This is a genomic window from Serratia sp. C2(1), assembly GCF_036352655.1.
GTDB lineage: Bacteria > Pseudomonadota > Gammaproteobacteria > Enterobacterales > Enterobacteriaceae > Serratia > Serratia inhibens.
Map to the genome: position 1 here is coordinate 49,945 of NZ_JAZFBA010000005.1, position 25,533 is coordinate 75,477.

Annotated in this window: 22 protein-coding genes; 8 read left to right on the forward strand and 14 right to left on the reverse strand. The window is 58.1% G+C overall.

Annotated elements, in window-relative coordinates:
- Positions 1-2 precede the first annotated feature (2 nt).
- From dnaN to yidA, 4 genes are all read left to right on the forward strand, one after another.
- Positions 3-1,103: a DNA polymerase III subunit beta gene (gene dnaN, locus V2S86_RS21490; protein WP_006321766.1), complete on the forward strand. Its 1,101-nt coding sequence runs from the start codon at positions 3-5 to the stop codon at positions 1,101-1,103.
- A 145-nt stretch (positions 1,104-1,248) separates the two neighbouring features.
- Positions 1,249-2,334: a DNA replication/repair protein RecF gene (gene recF, locus V2S86_RS21495; protein WP_330764047.1), complete on the forward strand. Its 1,086-nt coding sequence runs from the start codon at positions 1,249-1,251 to the stop codon at positions 2,332-2,334.
- 18 nt (positions 2,335-2,352) lie between these two features.
- Positions 2,353-4,767 carry a DNA topoisomerase (ATP-hydrolyzing) subunit B gene (gyrB, locus tag V2S86_RS21500; RefSeq protein WP_330764048.1) on the forward strand — a complete coding sequence of 805 codons (2,415 nt, stop codon included), beginning with the start codon at positions 2,353-2,355 and terminating at the stop codon, positions 4,765-4,767.
- Positions 4,768-4,890: 123 nt separating this feature from the next.
- Entirely contained in the window at positions 4,891-5,706 is an 816-nt protein-coding gene (yidA, locus tag V2S86_RS21505; protein WP_330764049.1) for a sugar-phosphatase, read from the forward strand.
- A gap of 44 nt (positions 5,707-5,750) precedes the next feature.
- Here the strand turns inward: yidA and V2S86_RS21510 are convergent, their stop codons facing one another.
- Both V2S86_RS21510 and V2S86_RS21515 read right to left on the reverse strand, forming a co-directional pair.
- Complete coding sequence (locus V2S86_RS21510) at positions 5,751-6,692, reverse strand: ornithine cyclodeaminase family protein (protein ID WP_330764050.1); 942 nt, start codon at positions 6,690-6,692, stop codon at positions 5,751-5,753.
- Entirely contained in the window at positions 6,679-7,647 is a 969-nt protein-coding gene (locus tag V2S86_RS21515; protein WP_330764051.1) for a threonine/serine dehydratase, read from the reverse strand. The genes V2S86_RS21510 and V2S86_RS21515 overlap by 14 nt, the downstream gene beginning before the upstream one ends.
- A gap of 217 nt (positions 7,648-7,864) precedes the next feature.
- On the opposite strand from V2S86_RS21515, the gene V2S86_RS21520 reads away from it, so the two are divergent.
- Positions 7,865-9,145: a DUF3748 domain-containing protein gene (locus V2S86_RS21520; RefSeq protein WP_330764052.1), complete on the forward strand. Its 1,281-nt coding sequence runs from the start codon at positions 7,865-7,867 to the stop codon at positions 9,143-9,145.
- Between the two features lie 35 nt (positions 9,146-9,180).
- Here the strand turns inward: V2S86_RS21520 and V2S86_RS21525 are convergent, their stop codons facing one another.
- Positions 9,181-9,525: a YceK/YidQ family lipoprotein gene (locus V2S86_RS21525; RefSeq protein ID WP_330764053.1), complete on the reverse strand. Its 345-nt coding sequence runs from the start codon at positions 9,523-9,525 to the stop codon at positions 9,181-9,183.
- 303 nt (positions 9,526-9,828) lie between these two features.
- Here V2S86_RS21525 and ibpA point away from each other — a divergent pair, with 303 nt between their 5' ends.
- Positions 9,829-10,242, forward strand: a complete 414-nt coding sequence (gene ibpA / locus V2S86_RS21530; RefSeq protein ID WP_037421174.1) for a small heat shock chaperone IbpA — start codon at positions 9,829-9,831, stop codon at positions 10,240-10,242.
- Positions 10,243-10,455: 213 nt separating this feature from the next.
- Entirely contained in the window at positions 10,456-10,884 is a 429-nt protein-coding gene (ibpB, locus tag V2S86_RS21535) for a small heat shock chaperone IbpB (protein ID WP_013810933.1), read from the forward strand.
- Positions 10,885-11,061: 177 nt separating this feature from the next.
- Here the strand turns inward: ibpB and V2S86_RS21540 are convergent, their stop codons facing one another.
- The 10 genes from V2S86_RS21540 to V2S86_RS21585 all read right to left on the reverse strand — a co-directional run bounded on the left by V2S86_RS21540 (position 11,062) and on the right by V2S86_RS21585 (position 21,996).
- The gene (locus V2S86_RS21540; RefSeq protein ID WP_006321740.1) at positions 11,062-12,315 is read right to left on the reverse strand and encodes a valine--pyruvate transaminase; all 1,254 of its coding nucleotides are present in this window, start codon (positions 12,313-12,315) and stop codon (positions 11,062-11,064) included.
- A 134-nt stretch (positions 12,316-12,449) separates the two neighbouring features.
- Positions 12,450-14,516 (reverse strand): alpha-amylase, encoded by a 2,067-nt coding sequence (locus V2S86_RS21545; RefSeq protein ID WP_330764054.1) that lies wholly within the window; start codon positions 14,514-14,516, stop codon positions 12,450-12,452.
- Between the two features lie 160 nt (positions 14,517-14,676).
- Entirely contained in the window at positions 14,677-15,654 is a 978-nt protein-coding gene (gene ghrB / locus V2S86_RS21550; protein WP_330764055.1) for a glyoxylate/hydroxypyruvate reductase GhrB, read from the reverse strand.
- Positions 15,655-15,755: 101 nt separating this feature from the next.
- The gene (locus V2S86_RS21555) at positions 15,756-17,024 is read right to left on the reverse strand and encodes an MFS transporter (RefSeq protein ID WP_330764056.1); all 1,269 of its coding nucleotides are present in this window, start codon (positions 17,022-17,024) and stop codon (positions 15,756-15,758) included.
- A gap of 108 nt (positions 17,025-17,132) precedes the next feature.
- The gene (locus V2S86_RS21560; RefSeq protein WP_126527299.1) at positions 17,133-18,092 is read right to left on the reverse strand and encodes a sugar kinase; all 960 of its coding nucleotides are present in this window, start codon (positions 18,090-18,092) and stop codon (positions 17,133-17,135) included.
- A 5-nt stretch (positions 18,093-18,097) separates the two neighbouring features.
- On the reverse strand, positions 18,098-18,850 hold the full coding sequence (locus tag V2S86_RS21565; protein ID WP_330764058.1) for a sugar phosphate isomerase/epimerase family protein: 753 nt from the start codon (positions 18,848-18,850) through the stop codon (positions 18,098-18,100).
- A gap of 183 nt (positions 18,851-19,033) precedes the next feature.
- Positions 19,034-20,050 (reverse strand): LacI family DNA-binding transcriptional regulator, encoded by a 1,017-nt coding sequence (locus V2S86_RS21570; RefSeq protein ID WP_330764231.1) that lies wholly within the window; start codon positions 20,048-20,050, stop codon positions 19,034-19,036.
- Positions 20,051-20,206: 156 nt separating this feature from the next.
- Complete coding sequence (locus V2S86_RS21575; RefSeq protein ID WP_119804733.1) at positions 20,207-20,866, reverse strand: OmpA family lipoprotein; 660 nt, start codon at positions 20,864-20,866, stop codon at positions 20,207-20,209.
- 132 nt (positions 20,867-20,998) lie between these two features.
- Positions 20,999-21,433 carry an N-acetyltransferase gene (locus V2S86_RS21580; protein WP_330764059.1) on the reverse strand — a complete coding sequence of 145 codons (435 nt, stop codon included), beginning with the start codon at positions 21,431-21,433 and terminating at the stop codon, positions 20,999-21,001.
- Positions 21,430-21,996, reverse strand: a complete 567-nt coding sequence (locus V2S86_RS21585) for a DNA-3-methyladenine glycosylase I (RefSeq protein ID WP_330764060.1) — start codon at positions 21,994-21,996, stop codon at positions 21,430-21,432. Before V2S86_RS21585 ends, V2S86_RS21580 begins: the two co-directional genes overlap by 4 nt.
- A 197-nt stretch (positions 21,997-22,193) precedes the next feature.
- Between V2S86_RS21585 and V2S86_RS21590 the strand changes: the two genes are divergently transcribed.
- A complete protein-coding gene (locus tag V2S86_RS21590) occupies positions 22,194-24,182 on the forward strand; it encodes an autotransporter outer membrane beta-barrel domain-containing protein (RefSeq protein ID WP_330764061.1) in 1,989 nt (662 codons plus the stop codon).
- Here the strand turns inward: V2S86_RS21590 and V2S86_RS21595 are convergent.
- Positions 24,166-25,509, reverse strand: a complete 1,344-nt coding sequence (locus V2S86_RS21595; protein WP_330764062.1) for an MFS transporter — start codon at positions 25,507-25,509, stop codon at positions 24,166-24,168. The genes V2S86_RS21590 and V2S86_RS21595 overlap by 17 nt on opposite strands.
- Positions 25,510-25,533: the final 24 nt, after the last annotated feature.

Here is a 25,533-nt window from a genome sequence, read left to right on the forward strand (position 1 = left end):
CTATGAAATTTATCGTTGAACGTGAGCATCTGCTAAAACCGCTGCAACAGGTGAGCAGCCCGCTGGGCGGCCGCCCAACGCTGCCAATTCTGGGTAACCTGCTGTTGCAGGTGACGGAAGGCTCCCTGCTGCTGACCGGTACCGATCTGGAGATGGAGATGGTGGCGCGCGTTGCCCTGTCCCAGCCCCATGAGGCGGGCGCGACTACCGTCCCCGCGCGTAAATTCTTTGATATCTGCCGTGGTCTGCCCGAAGGGGCCGAGATCACCGTAACGCTTGAAAGCGAACGTATGTTGGTGCGTTCCGGCCGCAGCCGCTTCTCGCTCTCTACGCTGCCGGCGGCGGATTTCCCGAACCTGGACGACTGGCAGAGTGAAGTTGAATTTACTCTGCCGCAGGCGACGTTGAAGCGTCTGATCGAGGCCACGCAGTTCTCGATGGCTCATCAGGACGTGCGCTACTACTTAAACGGCATGCTGTTCGAAACCGAAGGTGAAGAACTGCGTACCGTGGCGACCGACGGTCACCGCCTGGCGGTATGCTCAATGCCTATCGGGCAGCAACTGCCTTCGCATTCGGTGATCGTGCCGCGCAAAGGGGTAATGGAGCTGGTGCGTCTGCTGGACGGTGGCGATACGTTGTTGCAGTTGCAGATCGGCAGCAACAACATCCGCGCTCACGTCGGTGATTTTATCTTCACCTCCAAGCTGGTTGACGGCCGTTTCCCTGATTATCGCCGCGTATTACCGAAGAACCCGGACAAAACGCTGGAAGCCGGCTGCGATCTGCTCAAGCAGGCGTTTGCCCGAGCGGCCATTTTGTCGAACGAAAAATTCCGCGGCGTGCGTCTGTATGTCAGCCAGAACCAGCTCAAGATCACCGCCAACAACCCTGAGCAGGAAGAAGCGGAAGAGATCCTCGATGTCAGCTACGACGGCACCGAGATGGAAATTGGTTTCAACGTCAGCTATGTGCTGGACGTGTTGAATGCGCTCAAGTGTGAAGATGTGCGTCTGCTGTTGACCGATTCGGTTTCCAGCGTGCAGATCGAAGACGGTGCGAGTCAGGCTGCGGCCTATGTCGTCATGCCAATGCGTCTGTGATCGATGGCGGGCCATTTTACTTGCCGGCTTGGGATTGGGCAGGGCTCGCCATCCTCACGTACATTAAGTACGCTCCGGTGGCTGTGCGCTGGCCGCACCCAATCTGCCTGCGACAATTACGCCCTCGATCATAAGAAATAATGGCATGGCTCTGACGCGTTTACTGATTAAAGATTTCCGCAATATTGAAGCGGCGGATTTGGATCTGGCACCGGGATTCAATTTCCTGGTTGGGGCCAACGGCAGTGGGAAAACCAGCGTACTTGAGGCGGTGTATACCCTTGGCCACGGGCGCGCGTTTCGCAGCCTGCAGGCCGGCAGGGTGATCCGCCACGACCAGCCGGAGTTCATTTTGCACGGCCGCATTGACGGCGCAGAACGTGAAATATCCGTAGGATTAAGCAAGAGCCGTCAGGGGGACAGCAAGGTTCGTATCGATGGCAGCGACGGCCACAAAGTGGCTGAACTGGCGCAGCTATTGCCGATGCAGCTGATCACCCCCGAAGGTTTTACCCTGCTAAACGGCGGGCCGAAATTCCGGCGCGCCTTCCTGGACTGGGGGTGTTTTCATAACGAACCCGGTTTTTTCACCGCCTGGAGCAACCTGAAAAGGTTACTGAAGCAGCGCAATGCCGCGCTGCGCCAGGTCAGTCGCTATGCGCAGATCCGCGCCTGGGATCAGGAATTGATCCCGCTGGCCGAGCGTATCAGCGAGTGGCGGGCAGCTTACAGCGACGCGATTGCCGCGGATATCACCGCGACATGCGCGCAGTTTTTGCCCGAATTTGCCCTGAGTTTCTCTTTCCAGCGCGGCTGGGACAAAGAGAGCGACTACGGAGAGCTGCTGGAGCGCCAGTTTGAGCGCGACAGGGCGTTAACCTATACCGCAGTGGGGCCGCATAAGGCGGACTTCCGCATACGTGCCGACGGCACGCCGGTAGAGGATTTGTTATCGCGCGGTCAGCTGAAACTGCTGATGTGCGCGTTGCGCTTAGCGCAGGGTGAGTTTCTCACCCGGCAGAGCGGGCGGCGTTGCCTGTATCTGATTGATGATTTTGCCTCCGAGCTGGACACCGGCCGTCGCCGGTTACTGGCCGATCGCCTGAAAGCCACCCAGGCCCAGGTCTTTGTCAGCGCCGTGAGCGCTGAGCAAGTGACCGATATGGCCGGTGAAAAGGGCAAGATGTTCCGCGTGGAACAAGGTAAAATAGAGGTTCAACCACAGGACTAAAATGAGCGAGAAACGTTGATGTCGAATTCTTATGACTCCTCAAGTATCAAGGTATTAAAAGGGCTGGATGCGGTGCGTAAGCGCCCGGGCATGTATATCGGCGACACCGATGATGGCACCGGTCTGCACCACATGGTATTCGAGGTTGTGGACAACGCTATCGACGAAGCACTCGCTGGCCACTGTAGTGACATTCAGGTGGTCATCCATGCCGATAACTCTGTTTCGGTACAGGATGATGGTCGCGGTATCCCGACCGGTATTCACGAAGAGGAAGGGGTGTCCGCAGCGCAGGTGATCATGACCGTGCTGCATGCCGGCGGTAAATTTGACGACAACTCTTACAAGGTATCCGGTGGCCTGCATGGCGTAGGCGTCTCCGTTGTTAACGCCCTGTCGGAGAAACTGGAACTGGTGATCCGCCGTGAAGGCAAGGTGCATGAGCAGACCTATGCCATGGGCGAACCGCAGGCACCGCTGAAAGTGGTCGGTGAAACCGATCAGACCGGTACCACGGTGCGTTTCTGGCCAAGCTATGAAACCTTCACCAACAATACCGAATTTGAGTACGATATTTTGGCCAAGCGCCTGCGTGAGCTGTCTTTCCTTAACTCCGGCGTGTCTATCCGCCTGAAAGACAAACGCACGGACAAAGAAGACCACTTCCACTACGAAGGCGGTATCAAGGCGTTTGTTGAGTATCTGAACAAAAATAAAACCCCGATCCATCCCAACGTGTTCTATTTCTCCACCGTGAAAGACGATATCGGTGTGGAAGTGGCGTTGCAGTGGAACGACGGTTTCCAGGAAAACATCTACTGCTTCACCAACAACATCCCGCAGCGTGATGGTGGTACCCATCTGGTCGGTTTCCGTACCGCGATGACCCGTACCCTGAACAGCTATATGGATAAAGAAGGCTACAGCAAAAAGGCTAAAATCAGCGCCACCGGCGATGATGCGCGTGAAGGCCTGATTGCCGTGGTTTCGGTGAAGGTGCCGGATCCCAAGTTCTCTTCTCAGACCAAAGACAAGCTGGTTTCCTCCGAGGTGAAAACCGCGGTTGAAACGCTGATGAACGAGAAGCTGGTCGATTATCTGATGGAAAACCCGGGCGATGCGAAAATCGTCGTCGGTAAAATCATCGATGCGGCGCGTGCCCGTGAAGCGGCGCGTAAAGCGCGTGAAATGACCCGTCGTAAAGGTGCGTTGGATCTGGCAGGCCTGCCGGGCAAACTGGCGGACTGCCAGGAACGTGACCCTGCGCTGTCTGAACTGTACCTGGTGGAAGGGGACTCTGCGGGCGGCTCCGCCAAGCAGGGGCGTAACCGTAAAAACCAGGCGATTTTGCCGCTGAAAGGTAAAATCCTCAACGTTGAGAAGGCGCGCTTCGACAAGATGCTGTCTTCGCAAGAAGTGGCGACGCTGATCACCGCGCTGGGCTGCGGCATTGGCCGCGACGAATACAACCCGGACAAGCTGCGCTACCACAGCATCATCATCATGACCGATGCCGACGTCGACGGCTCGCACATCCGTACGCTGCTGTTGACCTTCTTCTACCGCCAGATGCCGGAAATCATTGAGCGTGGCCACGTATTCATTGCCCAGCCGCCGCTGTACAAGGTGAAAAAAGGCAAGCAGGAACAGTACATCAAAGATGACGAGGCGATGGATCAGTACCAGATCGCCATCGCGATGGACGGCGCAACTCTGCACACCAATGCCAGCGCGCCGGCGCTTGCCGGTGAACCACTGGAAAAACTGGTAGCCGAGCATTACAGCGTGCAGAAGCTGATCGGTCGTATGGAACGTCGCTACCCGCGCGCGCTGCTGAACAACCTGATCTACCAGCCAACCCTGAGTGAAAGCGATCTGAGCGATCAGAGCAAAGTCCAGGCATGGATTGAATCGCTGGTAAAACTGCTGAACGATAAGGAGCAGCACGGCAGCAGCTATGACTCTGTGATCTTCGAAAATCGCGAACGTCAGATGTTTGAGCCGGTGCTGCGCATCCGGACCCATGGTGTGGATACCGACTATCCTCTGGACTTCGAGTTCTTCCATGGCGGCGAATACCGCAAACTCTGCCTGCTGGGCGAAAAACTGCGTGGCCTGATTGAAGAAGATGCCTTCATCGAACGCGGCGAGCGCCGTCAGCCGGTAGACAGCTTCGAGCAAGCGCTGGAGTGGCTGGTGAAAGAGTCACGCCGTGGTCTGTCGGTACAGCGTTATAAAGGTCTGGGCGAAATGAACCCTGAGCAGCTGTGGGAAACCACCATGGATCCGGAAAGCCGCCGCATGCTGCGCGTGACCGTGAAGGACGCCATCGCTGCCGATCAGCTGTTCACCACCCTGATGGGAGATGCGGTCGAACCGCGCCGCGCCTTTATCGAAGAAAACGCCCTGAAGGCGGCGAACATCGATATCTAACGCATTAATGGCTGTGAAAATCCGCGCCGGGTGACTTGCGCGGATTTTTTTACGCCTTTTTTGGCGCTGACAGCACGGGCTGAAACGCGTTAGCATGGGAAAAAACCACTGGGAGAAGCTCGAATGGCTATTGAACTGATTGCGATCGATATGGACGGCACGTTGCTTAATCCGCAGCACCAGATAACGCCGGCGGTGAAGCAGGCCATCACCGAGGCGAGGCGCAACGGGGTACACGTGGTGTTGGCTACCGGGCGGCCTTACGTCGGCGTGCAGGACTATCTGCGTCAATTGGACATTCAGGGCAGCGGTGATTTCTGCATTACCTATAACGGCGCCCTGGTTTTACAGGCAACAGACGGCGCCTGCATCCTGCAGGAAACCCTGGGCTTTGAAGACTACCTTCACTTCGAGCAGATGGCGCGGCAGTTTGGCGTCCACTTCCAGGCGTTCGATTTCGATACCCTGTATACCCCGAACAAGGACATCGGCAAATACACCGTGCACGAGTCGGAGATGACCGGCATCCCGTTGAAATACCGCAGCGTGGAAGAAATGGATCGCCAGATGCGTTTCCCGAAAGTGATGATGATAGACGAGCCGGAACTTTTGGATCACGCCATTGCGCGCATTCCTCCCGAGACTCGGGAGCGCTACACCATCATGAAAAGCGCGCCTTATTACCTGGAAATTCTGCACAAAAACGTCGATAAAGGTGCCGGAGTCAGAATGCTGGCCGAACACCTCGGCATTGCGCAGGAAAACGTGATGGCGTTGGGCGATCAGGCCAATGATACTGCGATGATCGAATACGCCGGCGTTGGCGTAGCGATGGGCAATGCCATCCCGGAACTGAAAGCGGTGGCGCAGTTCGTTACCACCACCAACACTGAAGACGGCGTGGCGCGCGCCATTGAGAAGTTTGTGCTGAATGCCTGAGGCGTTGTTGCATCCCAGGGGCGCACCAGCGCCCCTGAGGCGCGTTACAGCCGCGCTAAAATACCCTTCACAATCTGGACGTCCTGAATCGCCAGCCCGGTAAGATCGGCAATAGTGATTTGCTGCGGGCTGCTGCGCAGCGTTCCCCCCTGCGCCAGAGCTGCGCCAAATTCAACGATCGGCTTCGATGTCAGCAAACCTTGTCGATAAGCGGTGGCGATCTCGCCATAATCTACACACTGCGACAAAGCATCAACCAGCAACAGATCCGCTTTGGCCACCAAATCGGTCGCCAGCTCCTGCTTGCCGTTGGCGTCTGCGCCAATCGCCGTAATATGTGTGCCCGGCTGAATATCCGCCGCCTGCAAAATGGGTTCGCGGCTGGGGGTGGTGGTGACAATCAGCCGACAATGCGCCGCCAGCTCTGCCGCGTTTTGGGTGGTCTGCACCCGGAAACCCTCGGCTTCGGCGTCCTGGCGAAAGGCTTGCAGAGCCGGTTCGCTACGTCCCCACAGCCAGACATCGCGACACGGAGTGAGCGGTTTTAGCTGCTGCAGCTGCAACCGGGCCTGCATGCCGCAACCGACGATGCCGATCGCCGGGATGTCCGCCGGGGCGCACAGCTCGGCGGCAATACGGCCCGCCAGCGCGGTGCGCAACGCGGTCAGCCAGCCTTCGTCCAGCAACAGCGCCTGCGGTTCGCCGGTCAGCGCAGAGAAGGCCATCAACAACCCCTGATTGCTGGCCAACCCGTGCGCCGGGTTGCGGTAGAAACCGGCGGACACCTTGACGACAAACTGTTCATCGCCTTCCAGCCACGCCGATTTAATACAGCAGTCGCCTGCGGCTTGCTCAAACAGAAAATGCTGGACCGGCGGCTGTTGTACCTGCTGCCGCGAGTAAGCAATAAATCCCGATTTAAGCAGCGGCATGATGCTATCTGCGTCGAAACTGTCAATTATCTGTTGCTGGTTAATGATTTTCATCGGCAATGGCCTTGAGGTATTTCTCCAGCACGATGTTTTTTCCGCACAGCACGACCGCCACTTTTTTTCCCTGAAATTCCGGTGCCAGCTTGATGGCCGCCGCCAGGGCCACCCCGGCAGCGCCTTCAATAATCCAGCGATCGCTGGCGGCAATCTGGCGCATCGCCCGTTTGATTTCCTTTTCACTGACCAGAATTTTGCGATCGATCAGCCGCTGGCACAGCGGGAAGGTAATGGCGTTCGGCTCCACGCCGCCGGCGGTACCGTCGGACAAGGTTTCCTGCTCTTCTACCGGGAAGATATGGCCGGCTTCCAGCGCGCTGTACATGCTGGTGGCATTCTCGGGCCAACAGGCGATAAGTTGGGTTTTGGGCGACAATTGCTGCAGTACGGTGCCAATACCTGAAATATAGCCACCGCCGCCCACGGCGACAATTACCGCATCCAGATCCGGTTGCTGTTCGACCAGTTCCATGCCGCAGGTGCCCTGGCCGGCGATCACTTGCTCGTCGTTATAAGGGGAAACATACACTTTGCCCTGTTCCTGGGCCGCCTTCTCGCCTGCCTGTTCCGCTTTCAGAGCATCCCCCGGCACCGTCACGACCTTACCGCCCAAAGCGCGGATGGTTTCAAGCTTGATCGCGGCGGCGGTTTCCGGCGCATAGACCGTCACGCTGACGCCCATCAGTTTGCCCGCCAGCGCCATCGCCTGGCCGTGATTACCGCTGGAGGCGGCGATCACCCCGCGTTGGCGCTGTTCGTCGCTCAGCAGCCGCAGTTTATTGCTGGCACCGCGAAATTTGAATGAACCGGTTGGCTGCAGATGGTCGCATTTCAGATACAGCTCGCAACCCAGTTGTTGCGACAGCAGCACACTGCGCTCCAGTGGGGTCACGCGAACCTGTGGGCGCAACGTCTGATGGGCGGAAACAATTGCGTCAAATAAGCTGCTCATGCCGGTTCCTTTTATTTTTCATTGCGTTGATGACCGTTTCTGGCCCGAGTTACCTTGGAGACATTAACGGTTGATTTAGACTATAAATCCATATTGTACTTTTTTGTATTTTCTGTAAACCCCTTCATCGGCGAAAAGTGCCCTGATGTGCGATGTGAAGCCATTGTCCAATCCGGTAAGATGGTGACTGAGTGCCAACATGTGCAGGGGAGCCGCCATGAGCTATCGGGAAAAACAGCTGACTTTTGATCCGCGTGGACACCAGTTAACCAATATCAACGTCTGGACGCCAGACAGCCAGTGGCTGGCTTACGACGTGCGCCCGAACGGCGCTTCCTTTACCGGTCTGAGTATTGAACGGGTGAATGCCAAAAGCGGCAAGGTAGAGGTAGTATATAGCGCCCAACACGGCGCACATGTGGGTGTGGTGACCGTCAGTCCGGACGCGCCGGCCCGTTATGCTTTTATTCACGGCCCGGAACACCCGGACAGCGTTTGGCATTACGATTTTCATCACCGTCGTGGCGTGGTCGTCAGCGAACCGGATCGTGAACTGGCCATTACTCTCGATGCGATGGATATCACCGCGCCCTATACCCCCGGGGCGCTGCGCGGCGGCACTCATGTTCACGTATTCAGCCCGGACGGCAGCCGCCTGAGTTTTACCTATAACGACCATGTGATGCATGAGCTGGATCCGGCACTGGATCTGCGTAACGTCGGCGTGGCTGTGCCGTTGCAGGGCGTAAATCCACCCAAGCAGCATCCGCGTGAATATGATGGCAGCCATTACTGCGTGCTGGTCAGCGAAACCACGCCACAACCGCAGCCGGGCAGTGACCAGATTAGCCGTGCCTATGAAGAGGGGTGGGTCGGGCAACGCGGCTATACCCGGCCCGATGGACGCCAACAGCGTTGGGCACTGGCGTTTATCGGCGATACGCGTTCCGCTGCCGACGAAAAGTTGCCGGAAGTGTTTATTGTCGACCTGCCGCACGACGACGCCGACTATGCCAAAGCCGGCTCTCGACCGCTGCAGGGCACCTCGACCCATTTACCCGCTCCCCCTTTGGGTGTGCGCCAGCGTCGCCTGACCTTTACCGGCCGGCGTCGTTATCCGGGTGTCGTCACCGCGCCGCGCCACTGGCTGCGCAGCTCGCCTGATGGCAGCATGATTGCTTTTCTGATGAAGGATGACGAGGGCGTAGTGCAACTGTGGACGGTTTCGCCGAACGGCGGTGAGCCGCGCCAAATTACCCGGGGCGAACACGGGATCCAGTCTGCGTTCAGTTGGCACCCGCAGGGGGGGCGGATCGCACTGGTGTGTGATAACAGCCTGATGTTGTGCGAAGTGACCAGTGGCCGCATGCAGCGGCTGACGCGACGCACTGCGCTGCCGCCGTCGGGTGATGCCATCGTCTTTTCGCCGGACGGTAACCACGTGGCATTTATGCGCGAGGTGGAGGGATTCAGCCAGATTTTTGTGGCTGAGGTGTGATCAGGACGCGGGCCGGGCAGCCCGCGCAAGGCGTCTTAATGTGCGGCGACGTTGGCTGCATGGCTGGGATCGCCGCTGGCTGCCAGGTTCTGTTCTTCGCCGCGCAGGATGCGTGCTTTCGGTGAGTCTGCGGTGTCATCACTGCCGGAGCGCATATAGTCGTAAGGCAGCAGCACGGTGTCCATCACGGCGGAGAAGGGCAGATCCAATGCCACCAACGGCATCATCGCCCAGCTGGTGTTGTCGTCCTTCAGCATACCTACACTGGCGCGGGTACCCGGATAGTAGCCCTGATTCGGGCCGGTGTGACTCATGACGCTGGAGCAGCCGTTGGTTGCCAGCAGTATGCAACTGGTTGCTATCACTTTTATCGTTTTCATTATTCCATCCTGCAGGGTGCTGTTCCCCAAAATTTGCTGATCTATAACATCTTGTCGATGTTTTAAAAGGAGCAAGGTCACGCTCTGTGGCGGCTTTCTCACTTTATTGTAAGGGATAAAAAAACTTTCGCCGAACTGATTGTCATTTTTTTGATCGCCGCCGGTTGAAATGATGAAATCACCCCCCATTTTCTTATCAGAACCAAATTAAGAATTTGCCGTAAGGAAATTCTTATTATTAGTCTGTCCTTAGTGGAAGGCTTAATTATTAAACCTCGCTGAAGTGCCTTAGGAGGCTGTTTTATGCGCAATTTCGATCTTTCCCCGCTATACCGTTCCGCCATTGGTTTCGACCGTTTGTTTAACGCGCTGGAGGCCGGGCAGAGTCAGGGGAATGGCGGCTACCCACCTTATAACGTTGAGCTGGTGGATGAAAACCATTATCGCATTGCGATCGCGGTGGCCGGGTTTGCCGAACAGGAGCTGGAGATCACCACCCAGGACAATTTGCTGATTGTGCGTGGTGCCCATAATAATGAGCCTGCTGAAAGAACCTACTTATATCAAGGTATTGCCGAGCGTAACTTCGAGCGTAAATTCCAGCTGGCCGAGCATATCAAAATTAAAGGCGCGAAGCTGGAAAATGGGTTGTTGTATATCGACATGGAGCGCATCGTGCCGGAAACATTAAAACCGCGTCGGATTGAAATCAAATAATTCTTATTTCATCAGCGAAACGTCTCGCTGGTGTTAAATGATAACTTGCCCGCCGTCAGGGGGCATATCTTAATAACTTACCCTATGAACTTTAAGTTGCAGCCAGGCGCGCCGTTCATTCTAGTGAGTCACTGGGGTGAAGGCGTACAGGTAACAACGCTGTAACTGGAAGGCGACGGGTAAAATCTCGCTTCATAGAAGGAGTTTTACATTATGCGTAATTACGATCTGTCACCTTTGCTGCGTCAGTGGATTGGTTTTGACAAGTTGGCCAGTTCAATGGGCGGTCAGGAGCCGCAGGGCTTCCCGCCTTATAACATCGAGAAAAGCGACGATAACCACTACCGCATTTCTCTGGCGCTGGCCGGGTTCAAACAAAGCGAACTGAATATTGAAGTCGAAGGCCCACGTCTGACCGTGAGCGGTAAGCCGACGCCGCCGGAAAAACAGGTGGAATACCTGCATCAGGGGTTGGTGTGCAAAGAGTTTACTCTGACCTTCACGCTGGCCGAGCACCTGCAGGTTTCCGAGGCGCAGTTTGAAAACGGCCTGTTGCATATCGATCTGGTGCGTCAGGTGCCGGATGCCTTGCAGCCACAACGTATTGCCATCGGCACCACACCGGGGTTAGAGGCACAGTAACCGACTGAAAAAACGGTAATAACACGGGGGAAGTCCAAAAGGGCTTCCCCCGTGGCATTCTGTGGCGCAGCCTACGTTACCCTTTCCTGCTTATGTCAAAAACCTTGCTGGTTTTGTGACTTTAACCGCAAGCCGGGGCGCAGCTTTTACCTGCCAGCAGCACCCCCGGTTCAGGCGTTAACCCGCTTCCTGATGCGCGCGTTCGATCTCTTCCGCCAAAATCGCTACGCCACGCTCAATTTTCTCCGGATCCGGCACGTAGTTCATCCGCATGCACTGGTGAGTATGCGGCCATTCATGCTCCAGCCCCGGGAAGAAGTAGTGGCCCGGCACCATCAGCACGCCGCGTTTTTTCAGGCGCTGATACAGCAACTCGGTGGTGATTGGCAGATCCTTGAACCACAACCAAAGGAAAATCGCCCCTTCCGGTTTGTGGATCAGGCAACGCTCTGGCGACAGATAACGGCGGATGATCTCGATGGTGTGTTCAACTCGCTGTTTGTAGAACGGACGGATCACCTCGTTCGACAGGCGCAGCAGATCGCCACGTTCGATCATTTCCGCTGCCATCGCCGGCCCCATGCTGCCCGGTGACAGGCTGATGATGCCGTTCATGTTGGTCAGGGCGCTGATGACTTTCTCATCGGCAATCACGATACCGCAGCGTGAGCCGGGCAACCCGAGCTTGGACAAGCTCATGCACAGGATGATGTTCGGGTTCCACAGCGGCGTCGCTTCGCTGAAAATAATTCCGGGGAACGGCACGCCGTAGGCGTTATCGATCACCAGGGGAATATTGCGTTGTTGCGCCAGCAGATCGAGCTTCATCAGCTCTTCGTCGGTGATCACGTTACCGGTTGGGTTGGTCGGGCGCGAAACGCAGATCATGCCGATATCGTCGCCGATGTTCAGATGTTCGAAATCAACGTGATATTTAAACTGGCCTTCCGGCAGCAGTTCGATATTGGGCTTGGCCGAAACGAACAGCCCCTCGTCCAGCCCGGCGTCGGCATAGCCGATATATTCCGGCGCCAGCGGGAACAGCACGCGGCGGCGGCTGCCGTCGGCATAACGCCCGGCAAACAGGTTAAACAAGTAGAAAAATGCGCTCTGGCTGCCGTTTGTTAGTGCAATATTCTGTGGTGAAATCTGCCAGCCCAGCTCGTCGCGCAGCAAAGTAGCCAGCGCTTTCAGCAGGGCGTCTTTGCCCTGCGGGCCATCGTAGTTACACAGCGCCTCGGTCAGTTTGCCCTGGTCGAGCATGTCCTGACACAGCTGTTTGAAGTAGCTTTCCATCTCTGGAATTTGCGCCGGATTGCCGCCGCCGAGCATGATGGCGCCGGGCGTGCGCAGGCCTTCGTTCAGGTCATCCATTAAACGGGTAATGCCCGCGTAACGGGTAAATTTGTCGCCGAAAAGTGAAAAAGTCATAGGTGCAACAGTATTGTTTTTAGCAGGTAATCGCCCACCATACCGTCAGATAATTTTCGGCGCAATGCGGTACATAAAACAACCGCCGGGAATAAACGCCGCCCGGCGATATTTTGCCAGCATATTGTGCTGAATTAATGTGACCGATCGCCGACCCACACCACCATCACCTTGTCGTCGCCGAGCCGGCGGCTGAAAGCATAGTAGGCTGCGGTTTGCTGCGACTGCTGCGTGCCGGCGCCGATCGCCGGATGGCGGGCGCGGAACTGCCCAAGCCGCTGCCAATGCGCCAGCAGCGGAGCTTTGGTGCCTTGCAGTTCACTCCAGTTCATATCCGAACGCGTGCCCTGCAGCGGATCCGAACCGGTCGGGCCGAGCTGGCGGCCGCTTTCATCACCGTAGTAAATTTGCACCGCTCCCGGCGCCAGCAGCAGCAGATCTGCCGCACGTTGCTGCAATGGCAGCGAACCTTTGGCGTCGCTGGCGAAGAACAGCCGGGTATCGTGCGAGGAGAGATAGCTCAGTACGTTGAAATCCTGCAGTTTGCCGGCCATTTGCTGGTAAGTGGCATCGATACTGGAGAAACAGCTCAGCGCCTGCGAAGCCTGATCCTGAAAATCGAAATTGATCATCGCGTCAAAACCATTCTGATAATAATCGCTTTGCATCACGCCGTGGCCCCAGGCTTCGCCGGTCATCCAGAACGGAGCGTCATCCAGCGCCTGTTGCGGATTAGCGGCTTTCCATTGCGCCAGCGCCGCCGTGGCTCGTTGTTTCAGCAGCGCCAGCGTGGGCTTTTCCACGTGCTTGGCGGTATCGACGCGGAAGCCGTCAATGCCGTAATCGCGCACCCATTGGCTGAGCCAGGTGGTCAGGTAGTCGCGGGTCGTGGCAGCGGGAATGTCGCGTGCAGCGGTGTCGGGTTTGTGGCGATAAAACAGTGGCAGCCCACTGGCGCCTGGCGCTTCGGTTTTGATGTCCGGGAGGAAAGCCAGTGACATGGTGAGGTCGTTATAGCCCGGCGAGTCATAGTCGCCGATATCGGTGCGGATCCAGTTTTTCCCCCACCACGGGCTCCAGCCTGCCTTGTCGCTGAAATTAATGTAATCGTTGAAACTGTGCCAGTTTTGGCCTGGGCCCGGTCGCCAGTCACCCCAGTTTTTACCCAGCGTTTTTTCGATCTCCGCGCCCTTCAAATAGAGCGAACCGAACTGGAAGGTTTGCATATCGGCCAAGGTGGCGTAGCCGACATGGTTTACCACCACGTCGAACAGAATGCGGATACCGCGTTGGTGCGCCTGTTCGACCAGCTTGCGCAGCTCTTGCTCGCTGCCCATGTTGGCGTCGAGCCGGGTCCAGTCCAGCGCGTAGTAGCCGTGATATGCGTAGTGCGGGAAATCGCCCTTGGTGCCGCCGCCGACCCAACCGTGGATCTGTTCCAGCGGCGAGCTGATCCACAGTGCGTTGACGCCAAGTTGTTGCAGGTAATCCAGCTTTTTCGTCAGCCCGGCGAGATCGCCGCCGTGGAAGGTGCCGATCTCCTGCATGCCGTCGCTGCGGCGGCCATAGCTGTGATCGTTGGCCGGGTTGCCGTTCTCAAAGCGATCGGTCAGTGCGAAATAGACCGTGGCGTTGTGCCAGTTGAACGGCGCCGGTTTTTCCGTGCCGGCGGATTCCAGCAGCAGCATGCCGCCGCTGCCTGCGGCAGGTTGAAGGGTCACTTTGCCCTGGTTGACCTTGGCCGTTTGGCCGGAATAGAAATCGCGCACCGTTTCGCCGTCGGCGAAGGTTGCCGCTACCTCAAGGGTGACGGGCTGGCCGTCCCAGCGCTGGCAGGTGCGGGGTGCCGCTGATGCGGTGGCCTGCGGGGGCGTTTTCAGGCTGAGTTGCAGCGTCGGTGTCCCGCTGCGGGTATCGACGCGCACCTGGTATTCACCGTCGCGGAACAGCCGCCAGTTGACCGGAGGGCCATCGCCGCAAGGTTGCAGCGACAGGGTTTGATTCAGCCTGGCCGCAGCGGTCGGCTGCCAGCATTGCCGATCCTGATAAATTTTCAGTGGCAGTTCGCCCTTGGATAGCGTGGCCTGGCTGGTGAACAGCCCGGCGGTGGATTCGTCAAAGGCCGGGAAGCTTTGCAGCGTCCAGCTTGCTGTTGCGGCCGGTGACAGTAGCATCAGCAGGGGCAGGGTCAGGCGTTTCATGGCTCTCCTTACGCGCGGCAGGAAGCGTTTTTATTCTGGGGTAAGGCCAGTGTGACAAATGAAGAAAAAATAGCCTCATCCCGATGGCGTATTTTCAGGGAGGAGGGAGAAGGGGGAGAGGAGGGAAGAAGATGGGCGGGAAAACTCCCGCCCGTTATGACTATTTCTTCAGTATCTGCGGATTGACGCAGTTTTCTTTTACCGTACCGGTCAGTGCGGCAATCAGGTTATCCACCGCACATTCGGCCATGCCATAGCGGGTTTCATGCGTGGCGGAGCCGATGTGCGGCAGTGCCACCACGTTCGGCAGCGTCAGCAGCGGCGAAGAGACCGGCAGCGGCTCTTTCTCGAAGACGTCCAGCCCGGCGGCGTGGATCGTCCCGTTCTGCAACGCTTCGATCAGCGCGGCTTCATCCACCACCGGGCCACGGCCGGCGTTGATCAAAATACCGCTCTTTTTCATCTTCGCCAGTTGGTCGCGGCTGATCATATGGAAGGTCTCTTCGGTCAGCGGCAGCGTGATGCAGATGAAATCGGACTCGGCCAACAGGGTGTCCAGATCGCAGCGGCGGGCGTTAAAACGGGTCTCGGCCTCTTCGTGGGTGCGGCGGGCGTTGTACAGTATCGGCATACCGAAGCCGAAATGCGCGCGCTGCGCCAGCGCCAGACCGATGCGGCCCATGCCGAGGATGCCGAGGGTTTTATGGTGCACGTCGACGCCAAACCAATCCGGCCCGATGCTGCCCTGCCATTCACCGGCTTTGACCCGCTCGGCCACTTCCACCACGCGGCGCGCCGTCGCCAGCACCAGGCTCATGAGGGTATCGGCGACGGTTTCGGTCAGCACGGTCGGGGTATGCATCAGCACCACGTTATGGGCGTTAAGCGCGTCGACGTCGAAATTGTCGTAACCGACGGAAATGGTCGAGGCGGCGCGCAGCTTGGGCGTCTGTTGCAGGAAAGCTTCATCAATCTTGCCGCCGGAACCTATGATCCCTTCCGCCTGCGCGAGCGCTTGTTTCAGCTCGTCGCGGTTATCCGGCGACAGGCCATCGAAGGCGTGCACGGTGAAGTGCTGTTGCAGTCGTTCACGCAGCTCAGCGGGAATGCTTTTGTACAATACGATAGAAGGTTTCATCACGAACTCCAGCAATACCCTTTGTCTTTCAGGCTGCAGCGTTGTTGGCTGCAACCTGAAATCCATCGGGTATGTTCAACAGAAAATAAAGTATAACGAGATCAGGCTACTTGTGGATGAACCTCGTTGCGGGCGGGTTTGACGATCAGCGTCACCACCACCGCCACCACCAGCGCAATCGCCATAAACATATAGGACGCTGACGGGTTGCCGGTCGCGCCGTTCAGGTAGCCGACGAACCAGGAGCCGAAGAAGGAGCCCAGCGCACCCATGCTGTTGATCAGCGCCATCGCGCCACCGGCGACGTTTTTCGGCAGCATTTCCGGAATGATGGCGAAGAAGGGTCCGTACGGGGCATACATTGCCGCGCCGGCGATCACCAGCAGGCCGTAGGAAACCCAGAAATGGTTGGTGCCGATGGCATAGGAACCGAAGAACGCCAACGCGCCGATCAGCAGCAACGGCCAGACGAACAGTTTGCGGTTCTGCATTTTGTCCGAAGCCCAGGACACCAGGATCATGGAGATGGTCGCCGCCAGGTAAGGTACCGCCGACAGCCAACCGGCTTCCACCATGCCCATTTGCATGCCGCTGCGCAAAATGGACGGCAGCCACAGCACGAAGCCGTATACGCCGATGCTCCAGGCGAAATACTGTACGCACAGCAGGATCACGTTGCGTGAACGGAAGGCTTCACCGTAGTTGCGTACTGCCTTGATGCCTTTCTGCTCCTCGTCAAGCTGCCGCTGCAGCGCCGATTTCTCGTCTTCGCTCAACCATTTGGCTTGTGCCGGCTTGTCTTTCGCCAGCACCCACCAGCAGAAGGCCCAGAGTACCGCCGGAATACCTTCGATGATGAACATCTCGCGCCAGCCGAAGGCGTGGATCAGGTAGCCGGAAACCACCGACATCCACAACACGGTGACCGGGTTACCGAGGATCAGGAAGGTATTGGCGCGTGAACGTTCTGATTTGGTGAACCAGTTGCTGATGTAAATCAGCATCGCCGGCATCACGGCGGCTTCCACCACGCCGAGAATAAAGCGAATGGCGGCCAGCATCGGGATATTGCTGACCACGCCGGTCAACGAGGCACAGCCGCCCCACAGGATCAGGCACCAGAAGATCAGTTTTTTTACGCTGCGGCGTTCGGCATAAATCGCACCGGGAATTTGGAAGAAGAAATAGCCAAGGAAAAACAGTGCGCCCAGCAGCGAGGACATGCCTTTGGTAATGCCCAGATCGTCGTTGATACCGGCGGCTGAAGCAAAGCTGAAGTTAGCGCGATCGAGGTAGGCCAGGCTGTAAGTGATAAACACGATGGGCATGATGTACCACCAGCGTTTGGCCGCGAGAGTGACTGTATTCATGTTCAGATTCCTCAGTGTCGGAGTGGTGCTCTCCCGGCGAGTCTGGTTGTAGGGCCAGAGGCGTGTGCCGTTCGGAGAAGGCTGTTAACTGTTTTATGTTTGTTATTTTTATTCAGCCAGTGCCGCGCGGGTTGGCAACCCTTCGCTGTCGCCGATGGCCTGGATCGCCAGCGAGCCGATTTTATTGCCGCGTTGCACCGCCTGTTTCAGCGTTTTGCCCTCCAGCAGGGCGCTGATTGTCCCGACGGCAAAGCCGTCTCCCGCACCTACGGTATCCACCACGTTGCTGACTTTGATCGCCGGCACCGTGGCTCGATCGCCGGCGGCGGTTTTAAACCAGGCGCCGTCCGGGCCGGTTTTGATGATCACCGCTTGCACGCCGCGTTCCAGGTAGAAATCGGCGATGCCTTCCGGCGTGGATTGGCCGGTAAGAATTTGCCCCTCTTTAAGCCCCGGCAGCACCCAGTCGGCGGCGAATGCCAGTTTGTTCAACTGATCGATCATCACCTGTTGGCTGGACCACAGTACCGGGCGCAGGTTGGGGTCGAATGAAATGGTTTTGCCCATGGCGCGCATTTCACGGGCGGCATGGTTGCACAGCTCCAGCGACTGGCCGGACAGGGCGGCAGCCACGCCACTCAGATGCAGATGGCGTGCGGAGCCGAAGTAATCGCGGTTAAAGTCGGCGGTCGACAAATGGCTGGCCGCTGAGCCTTTGCGGAAGTATTCCACGCTGGGATCGGTACCATCGGTGGTTTTCGATTTGATCTGAAAACCGGTCGGATAGTTGCCGTCTACCGTGACCTGTTGGAAGTTAATGCCTTCCTTTTTCAGCTGTTGCAGGGCGAAACGGCCGAAAGCGTCGTTGCCGACCCGGCTGACCCAGCCCACGTTCAGGCCAAGGCGCGCAAGGCCAATCGCCACGTTCAGTTCGGCACCGGCGATGCGTTTGGTGAAGGTCTCGACTTCAGCCAGATCGCCGGTTTGTGTGGCCACGAACATCGCCATGGCCTCACCCAGCGTAACTACGTCCAATGGCGCGTTACGCGCCGCTGTCAGCGTTGTCATGATGTTTACTCCGCACGCAGAAGGTTAACGTAGTGGCGGGTAACGGCTTCCAGGCTGTCACCCTGCAGGGGGAATTCGATGCCGCGCGGTGCAGCCAGCGGCAGGCGGGCCAGCAGGTCGCGCCAGCTGCCGTCGGTATCGTCCAATGCCACCGCGCGCCAGCCGCGCAGGCCGTGGGTAGCGGCTTTGACGTGGACATAGCTGACGTGGTGCGCCAGGCGTTCTGCGGCGGCGAAGGCGTCTTGCCCCACCCAGTGCCAGTTGGCCATATCGAACGTCATGCTGACCGGCAGGTGGTTGTCTTCCGCCGCATGGAAAAAGGCATTCAATAGCGACAGGATGCCGCAGTCAGGAGTCTGGTCATTTTCCACCACCAGCTTGACCGGGTGCTGCTCCAGTGCCACTTTCAGTTCGGTAAAATCGAAACCCGGTTGGTAGTGGCCAAGGGAAAGCTTCAACTGGCGTGCCTTCAGCGACTGGGCTTCCACCAGCAGCGCCGGCAGGTTTGGGTTCAGCGTATGCTGTGGGGTAAACAGCGCTTCAGGAGCGGAATAAACGGCAAACAGCTGTTGTTGTTCAATCGCCTGAGCCAGCGCCGGCAGGCTTTCCAACTCCTGGGCGGAAAACAGCTCGCGGCGGATCTCCACGCCATCCGCGCCCGCGCCGGCGATGATCGGCAGTAAAGCGACTTGCCCACCGTATTGCTGAACCACATCGGTGCCGTATGCGCCGGTCACTACGATAATTTCTCTTTTCATTTTGGCTCCTGAGGTGGCGTTATTCCCACTGCTGCTGTTAAGGGTACGTTAAATGGAACCGGTTCCAGGTGAAAGCGACAGAATGTAAAAATATGATCGCAATCACGAACATGAGCAAAAAATAGTCTTTCAGGGGAGGTGGAAAGGCGCCGTAAACCGCGCCACAGCTGGGGGAAAGGGAGATTAGCGGGTGGTGGAGCCGCGCACGATAAGTTCACCGGAGAACATCTGTTCGCCGCTAGGCGTATCCAGGCCCTGAATGCGTTGCACCAGTTGTTCCAGTGCCGCGTGGCCCATTTGATAGGTCGGCTGCTTCAAGGTGGTGATGCCTACCCCCGCCAGCTCGGCCCATTCCAGCTCGTCAAAGCCGAGCAGGCCGATATCGCTGCCCCATTGAATGCCCAGCCGGCGCATGGCGCGTGCGACCTGCAACGTCAGCGCGCCGTTGGCGGAAATCACCGCCTTGCGCATACCGCGGTGGCGAGCGTTAAAGCCGCTGAGCACGCGTTCGAGTTGCTTCAGGTCGTTAAGCGGCGTCTCGGCCTGTTCAGCCAGCAGCCCGTCATGTTGCGCCATAGTCTGATTAAAGGCGTGCAGCCGCTCCAGCCGGGTATTGACCGTGCCGATAGGTTCGCTGAGAAACAGGATGGCTTCGAATCCCTGCTGCAACAGATGTTCGGTGGCGGTGGTCGCCGCCTCATGGTTGTTCAGGCCGACCACATCGCAGGCGAAATCAGGGATTTTGCGGTCGATCAGGACCATCGGCAGCATGGATTGTTGCAGCGTCGACAGCGCTTCTTCACGCATGCCGACGGCGTTGACCACGATGCCCTCTACCCGGTAGCTGCTGAGCAACTGCAGGTAGTGTTGCTCCTGATTGACCTCGTTATTGGTATTACACACCAGCAGGGTAAAACCGTGTTGACGGCAGGCGGCTTCGATGCCGCGCATGACGTCCACCGAGTAGGGGTTGGTGATATCGGCGATGATCAGGCCAATCAGGCGCGTTTGCCCGCCCTTCAGGCTGCGGGCCATCTGGCTCGGCCGGTAGTCGAGCTGGTGGATTGCCTGTTCGATGCGCTGTTTGAGATCGTCAGAAAGCAGGTGCTGCTCACCATTGAGATAGCGCGATACGCTGGTCTTGCCGGTTTTGGCGGTTTTCGCCACATCGCTGATGGTGGCGCGCCCCGAGGCGCGCATTGCCTTAACAGTGCTCACTGCCGATCTCCCCTGCGGTTAATTGCCAAGGAGACTACCACACCCGGCGCGGGGCCGGGAATGCTGAATGGCAGGTTGTGTGTGACTGAGGGATGGGCGGAAAGCGAGAAGCGGCGGGGCTTGGCGCCCCGCACGGGATTACTGCAGCGGGCTGAGGGTGATCTCGACGCGGCGGTTTTGCGCCTTGCCTTCCGCCGTGCTGTTGGAGGCGATTGGATTATCCGGGCCTGCGCCTGAGGTGCGGATGCGGTTTGCCGCCACGCCTTGGGTGATCAAGGCGCTGCCCACGCCGTCGGCGCGCTGCTGCGACAGGGTCATGTTCAGGGAGCGGGAACCGGAGCTGTCGGTGTAGCCAATCACGTTAACCGCAGTTTTTGGGTATTCCTTCAGCACCATGGCTACGCCGGTCAGGGTGTTGGCGCCCGCCGGTTTCAGGGTAGCGCTGCTGCTGTCGAAGGTGACATTGTTCGGCATATTCAGCACGATATTGTCGCCCTGGCGGGTGACGCTGACGCCGGTGCCTTTCATTTTGTCACGCAGTTTGGCTTCCTGCGCGTCCATGTAATATCCCGCGCCGCCGCCCAGGGCCGCACCGGCTGCTGCGCCGATCAGAGCACCTTTGCCGCGGTCTTTTTTCGACGAGGAGAGCACGCCCACACCGGCACCCAGTGCCGCACCAAGGCCGGCGCCAATACCGGCTTTACCGGCTTCAGATTCCCCGGTGTACGGGTTGGTGGTACAGGCTGACAGCGTGAGCGCAACGCTCACCGCGCCGGCAATAATCGCAATGCGTTTCATGTTTTTTCCTTAACAAGCGGATAGAAGCTGAGCCTGTTATCAGGGAAAAATCAAGGGAATACCATGCAGCGGATTCCGAATTGAACGCACCCCGGTGCGGGATGCGTTATTTTTAAGCGAAATCGACAGGGTTCAGACGGCCGGTGGCCAGTTCATGATCAGCGTATAAGCCTGGGTTTCTTCATTGAACAGCCGTTGGGCTGCCTGAAAACCCTGTTTACGGTAAAACGCGCAGGCACGCAGATTTTGTTCATACACCTCAAGGCTCAACCGGGGGTAGCGCTGCTGTACGTGCGTCATCAACGCCTGGCCGACGCCGTGGCCGTGAAAGGCCTGTTCGACGAACAGCGCGCCGATAAAACGGTCATCCAGCACGCTGATAAACCCGACGATCTCCCCAGCGTGGCAATACACCCAGCTTTGCGCCCGCGGCAGATAGCTATCCCGCACCAGCGCAGCGCTTTCTCGCCAATAGCTTTCCACCACGAACGGGTGTGCGGCGATGGTGCTGGGCAACCACAGGGCCATCAGCCGCGGCATATCGGCCGGGCGGCAGGGGCGGATCATTTCTGCTTTGGGTAGCAAATACACCCGGTCAGATGATCGTTCACCAACCCGCAGGCCTGCATAAAGGCGTAACAGATGGTGGAGCCGATAAATTTGAAGCCACGTTTTTTCAACGCTTTGGACAAGGCATCGGACAGCTCGGTTTTCGCCGGCACCTGGCTCAGCGCTTGCCAGCCGTTGAGCTGTGGCTTGCCGCCGACAAAGCCCCAGATAAAGGCGGAAAAATCTTCGCCGGCCGCTTCCATGGCCAAATAGGCTTTGGCGTTGGTGATGATGGCTTCGAGTTTGCCGCGATGGCGGATGATGCCGCTGTCCTGCAGGAGCCTTTCCACGTCCTGTTCGGTCATGGCCGCCACCCGGTGCGGATCGAAATTGTGGAAGGCGCGACGGTAATTTTCACGCTTTTTCAGCACCGTGATCCAGGAAAGCCCGGCCTGCTGGCCTTCCAGACACAGCATTTCAAACAGTTCGCGCGCATCGGTGGTCGGCGCGCCCCATTCTTTATCGTGATAGTCGAGATATAACGGATCTGCCGTCACCCAACCGCAACGTTCGCTGGTCATACTGCCTGTCCTTAAGCTGTGTTTATTTACAGTAATCATCGCCTGAAGCGGTAAACTTGGCAAGCCCATGATTGTTTTATCATCAAGCGACTTGACGTGGCGAAAAAGCCAGCAATATTTACTAGATGGCCGAAGGTAAAAAAGGTCAATGATAAGAAACGGTTTTCCTTCATTTGCTGGCTCTCAGGAGTCTCTTCATGCCTCTAAAAATAACTCGCATGCCCCGCCCGGCGGCGCTTGCAGTGGCGATATTATGCAGTATGACTACCCCGGCGCCGGCTTATGACCAGGTCTACGTATTTGGCGATAGCCTGAGCGATACCGGCAACAATGGCCGCTTTACCTACGATAGCGATAAACACCTGCTGTATGACGAAGTCCTGGCGCAACGCATCGGCGCCGCGCTGGTGGCGTCGAACGACGGTGGCTACAACTATGCCGCCGGCGGCGGCGTGGCAGTGCCGGCGCTCAACCCGGCGGACAATACTCAGGATCAGGTGCAGAGCTACCTTGGTCGGGTCGATGGCAGGGCCGATGGCGACGGTCTCTATATTCACTGGATTGGCGGCAACGATCTGGCGGCGGCGGCGTTAAACCCAGCGACCGGGCCGGACGTGGCTTATAACAGTGCAGCGGCCGCCGCAATGCAGGTTCGTTCACTGCTGAATGCCGGCGCCGGTACGGTGATCGTGCCGACGGTACCGAATATTGGTTCAACGCCACAGCTGATGGAGCTGATTATCCAGCAGGCGTTGACGCCGGTGCAGGGCGCCGCAGTGCAGGCGGCCTACGCGACCCTCAATTCGCTGACCACGCCGGATAGCGCTTCGCGCACCCAGGCAATTCATCAGGCGCTGACTTCCGCCGCCGCACAGGCCAGCGCAATCCCGCAGGTGCAGCAGGCGATTGCCGCGCAGCTGATTGCCGCCTACGACAGCCTGAGTGCTCAGGCCGCGCAGCTGACCGATTTTTATAACCAGAGTGAGGATCGCCTGCTGGCGCAGGGCGGCGGTAATATTGTTCGCGTCGACGTGAACAAGCTGTTCGCCGAGGCGATAGCCAACCCGGCGCAGTTTGGCTTCGCCAATACCGCCGGTATGGCCTGTCCGGCCGGCGTGTCGTCGGCGGTGTGCAGTTCCGCCACGCCGGGTTTCGACGCCAACCAGTCCTATCTGTTCTCCGACCATTTTCACCCCAGCCCGCAGGCGCATCTGCTGATTGCCGATTACATTCAGGCGGTGCTGGACGGTCCGGCGCAGGTGGTGGCGCTGAATCAGGCGACGGCGGCGATGGCGCGTGACAGCCGTGCAACGCTCGACAGCCGTTTCCAGCAACTGCGCAATGACGACAACCCACAGGGAGCGCTGGGCGTCTTCGGCGGTTATGCCGGGCAGCATTATGATTATTCGGCCAACAAGGCGGCGGGCGATGGCAACGCCACCACCCATAATCTGACGGTTGGGGTAGATTATCAGTTGACCGAAGGCTGGCTGATTGGCGCGCTGATATCCGGCTCCAATGACGATCAACAGCCGTCCAGCCGCTATGAATATAAGGCACGCGGTCTGTTGTTGTCGGCCTTTACCGCCCTTGATCTGTTTGAGCACGGCTGGGTGAATGCCGATCTGCACTACGCGACGATGGATTACGACGATATTCGCCGCAGCATGCAGCTTGGGCCGCTAACCCGCACCGAAACCGGCTCGACTTCCGGCAAGCAGTGGGGCGCGCGCCTTACCGCCGGATACGACTTCCCCATTACCGCTTACCTGACTAGCGGCCCGATGGCGCAATTTGCCTGGGATTACAGCAACGTCTCCGGTTACAGCGAGGATGGCAACAACAGCACCTCAATGCGCTTTAACGACCAGACCTACCATTCGCAGATCGGCGCGTTGGGCTGGCGGCTGGACAGCAAATTCGGTGTGTTTAATCCGTACGCCGAAGTCAGCTATCAGCATCAGTTTGGCGATGATGTCTACCGCGCCGGCGGCGGGCTGAAGTCCACGCAGACCTCGTTCACCCGCGACAGCGCCGGCCAGGATAAAAACTGGGTGGATGTGACGCTGGGGGCGAACATGCCGCTGACTGACCAGGTAGCGGCGTTCGCCACCGTTTCGCAAACCGGCGGCCTGAGCAGCGGCGAACAGTTTATGTATAACGTCGGCGTCAGCGCGCGGTTTTGACGCTTAGGGGCACAGATTCAGCGCCTGTGCGGGTTTCCTGCATCTTCCTTTCCGGTTGCAGCAGGGTCATGCACAGCATGCTGCAGAAGGATACCGCGGCGGTGGCGAAGAACATGGCGCCATAGCCGTGGTGCTGCGCCAACCAACCGCTCAGCATCGGCGCGGTGATCGATGCAATATTGGCGATCGCCAGCGTCATGCCGCTGTAAGCGCCCACCGACGCCTTCGGCGTGACGTCGATCACCACCGACCAATACACGTTATTCACCAGCGCATTCAGCGCATTGCCCAGCGTCATCAACAGAATGATTTCGGTCGCCGTGCTCATAAACGGGATCAGCAGGAAGCAGGTGGCGGTCAGCAGCAGCGTCACCGCCGCAAACAGGTTGCGCGCCAGCCGCAGGTTGTCGAAACGTCTCAGCAAAGCATCGGCGATGCGGCCGCCGAGCAGCACGGTAAAGCAGGCGCCGCTCCACGGGATCATCGCCACATACCACAGCGAGTGCAGATCGTAATTAAAGGTGTCCTGCAGGTATTTCGGCCCCCAGGTGACCAGCACAAAGGTGACGTAGAGGAAAGAGAAGTAACCCAGGGCGTTAAACACCAGCGTGCGGTTCGTGAAAAATGCCCACCACGGCAGGTGCGGTTGCCGGCTGTCCGGCTCCTGATCGGCGTCGATGGCCGCCAGTTCGGTGGCGTTAACCTGAGGATGCTCCTGCGGCGTATCGGTAAAGAAGCGGGCGAACAGCAAAATGGCGATCAGCGAGAACAGGCCCAGCAGGATAAACATGCTGCGCCAGTCATCGGTCAAGAGCAGCAGCCCCACCGCCAGCGGTGCGGTGAGCAGCGAGCCTACCTGGGTGCTCAACAGGCCGATGCCCAATGAAAATCCCCGCTCCTTGCGCGGTGCCCAGTTGGCGATGGTTTTGTTCATCAGCGCGTAGGCCGGGCCTTCGGCAAAGCCGAACATGATCCGCAGCGCGGCGAAACCCATGATCGCCGAGCCACCGAACAGCGCCACCCCCAACTCGCCGGCCCAGGCGGTGGCGATCTCCAGCAGCGACCATAGCGCCCCGGCCATCAGCCAGACTTTTTTGGTGCCGATACGGTCGGCCAAAAAGCCGCCGCACAGCGAACCGAACAAATAACCGAAGCCGAAGTAGCCCAGTACGGCACCCAGTTGCGCCTTGTTGAAGTTGAATTCATGCGAGATGTCGTTGGCGGCGAAAGATAACGCGCCGCGATCGACGTAGTTGATCAGCGCTATAAAAAACACCATGGCGAAAATACGGTAGCGATAGCGGCTGTCGGTTAAGGCGTTGGTCATCAGCGAACCTCCTGAAACGTTTGA

Excerpts from the sequence above, each read along its gene's own strand:
- dnaN (WP_006321766.1), top strand. The coding sequence starts at position 3 with ATGAAATTTATCGTTGAACGTGAGCATCTGCTAAAACCGCTGCAACAG.
- recF (WP_330764047.1), top strand. The coding sequence starts at position 1,249 with ATGGCTCTGACGCGTTTACTGATTAAAGATTTCCGCAATATTGAAGCG.
- gyrB (WP_330764048.1), top strand. The coding sequence starts at position 2,353 with ATGTCGAATTCTTATGACTCCTCAAGTATCAAGGTATTAAAAGGGCTG.
- yidA (WP_330764049.1), top strand. The coding sequence starts at position 4,891 with ATGGCTATTGAACTGATTGCGATCGATATGGACGGCACGTTGCTTAAT.
- V2S86_RS21510 (WP_330764050.1), bottom strand. The coding sequence starts at position 6,692 with ATGAAAATCATTAACCAGCAACAGATAATTGACAGTTTCGACGCAGAT.
- V2S86_RS21515 (WP_330764051.1), bottom strand. The coding sequence starts at position 7,647 with ATGAGCAGCTTATTTGACGCAATTGTTTCCGCCCATCAGACGTTGCGC.
- V2S86_RS21520 (WP_330764052.1), top strand. The coding sequence starts at position 7,865 with ATGAGCTATCGGGAAAAACAGCTGACTTTTGATCCGCGTGGACACCAG.
- V2S86_RS21525 (WP_330764053.1), bottom strand. The coding sequence starts at position 9,525 with ATGAAAACGATAAAAGTGATAGCAACCAGTTGCATACTGCTGGCAACC.
- ibpA (WP_037421174.1), top strand. The coding sequence starts at position 9,829 with ATGCGCAATTTCGATCTTTCCCCGCTATACCGTTCCGCCATTGGTTTC.
- ibpB (WP_013810933.1), top strand. The coding sequence starts at position 10,456 with ATGCGTAATTACGATCTGTCACCTTTGCTGCGTCAGTGGATTGGTTTT.
- V2S86_RS21540 (WP_006321740.1), bottom strand. The coding sequence starts at position 12,315 with ATGACTTTTTCACTTTTCGGCGACAAATTTACCCGTTACGCGGGCATT.
- V2S86_RS21545 (WP_330764054.1), bottom strand. The coding sequence starts at position 14,516 with ATGAAACGCCTGACCCTGCCCCTGCTGATGCTACTGTCACCGGCCGCA.
- ghrB (WP_330764055.1), bottom strand. The coding sequence starts at position 15,654 with ATGAAACCTTCTATCGTATTGTACAAAAGCATTCCCGCTGAGCTGCGT.
- V2S86_RS21555 (WP_330764056.1), bottom strand. The coding sequence starts at position 17,024 with ATGAATACAGTCACTCTCGCGGCCAAACGCTGGTGGTACATCATGCCC.
- V2S86_RS21560 (WP_126527299.1), bottom strand. The coding sequence starts at position 18,092 with ATGACAACGCTGACAGCGGCGCGTAACGCGCCATTGGACGTAGTTACG.
- V2S86_RS21565 (WP_330764058.1), bottom strand. The coding sequence starts at position 18,850 with ATGAAAAGAGAAATTATCGTAGTGACCGGCGCATACGGCACCGATGTG.
- V2S86_RS21570 (WP_330764231.1), bottom strand. The coding sequence starts at position 20,050 with ATGCGCGCCTCGGGGCGCGCCACCATCAGCGATGTGGCGAAAACCGCC.
- V2S86_RS21575 (WP_119804733.1), bottom strand. The coding sequence starts at position 20,866 with ATGAAACGCATTGCGATTATTGCCGGCGCGGTGAGCGTTGCGCTCACG.
- V2S86_RS21580 (WP_330764059.1), bottom strand. The coding sequence starts at position 21,433 with ATGATCCGCCCCTGCCGCCCGGCCGATATGCCGCGGCTGATGGCCCTG.
- V2S86_RS21585 (WP_330764060.1), bottom strand. The coding sequence starts at position 21,996 with ATGACCAGCGAACGTTGCGGTTGGGTGACGGCAGATCCGTTATATCTC.
- V2S86_RS21590 (WP_330764061.1), top strand. The coding sequence starts at position 22,194 with ATGCCTCTAAAAATAACTCGCATGCCCCGCCCGGCGGCGCTTGCAGTG.
- V2S86_RS21595 (WP_330764062.1), bottom strand. The coding sequence starts at position 25,509 with ATGACCAACGCCTTAACCGACAGCCGCTATCGCTACCGTATTTTCGCC.